This is a genomic window from Streptomyces griseoruber (genome assembly GCF_001514205.1).
Taxonomy (GTDB): Bacteria; Actinomycetota; Actinomycetes; order Streptomycetales; family Streptomycetaceae; genus Streptomyces; species Streptomyces griseoruber.
In genome coordinates this window covers 1-616 of sequence record NZ_KQ948844.1, presented here as the reverse complement: position 1 = coordinate 616, position 616 = coordinate 1, and the positions used below count along the sequence as shown (strand labels likewise).

The window sequence follows — 616 nt, the reverse complement described above, 5'->3', positions numbered from 1 at the left end:
GGCGTCGGTGTTGTCGGGCCGGGTGTCGTACGTGCTGGGCCTCGAGGGTCCGGCGGTGACGGTGGACACGGCGTGTTCGTCGTCGTTGGTGGCGTTGCATCTGGCGGTGCAGGCGTTGCGTGGGGGTGAGTGTGATCTGGCGTTGGCCGGTGGGGTGACGGTGATGTCGACGCCGGGTGCGTTCGTGGAGTTCTCGCGGCAGCGGGGGCTTGCGGTGGACGGGCGGTGCAAGGCGTTCGCGGAGGGGGCGGACGGTACGGGGTGGGGTGAGGGTGTCGGTGTGCTGGTGGTGGAGCGGTTGTCGGACGCTCGGCGCAACGGTCACCGGGTGCTGGCGGTGGTGGCGGGTTCTGCGGTCAATCAGGACGGTGCGTCGAACGGTCTGACGGCGCCGAACGGTCCGTCGCAGCAGCGGGTGATCCGGGCGGCGCTGGCGGCCGGTGGTCTTGGGCCGGCCGATGTCGACGTGGTGGAGGCGCATGGCACGGGGACGGCGCTGGGTGATCCGATCGAGGCGCAGGCCCTGCTCGCCACCTACGGACGCGACCGTGAGCGGCCGTTGTGGCTGGGGTCGGTGAAGTCGAACATCGGGCACACGCAGGCGGCGGCCGGTGTC

Annotated in this window: 1 protein-coding gene; it reads left to right on the top strand. The window is 71.4% G+C overall.

The window, feature by feature from the left end; all coding sequences use genetic code 11:
* On the top strand, positions 1 to 616 hold a 616-nt coding region (locus AQJ64_RS44905; protein ID WP_169809770.1), incomplete at both ends, for a beta-ketoacyl synthase N-terminal-like domain-containing protein.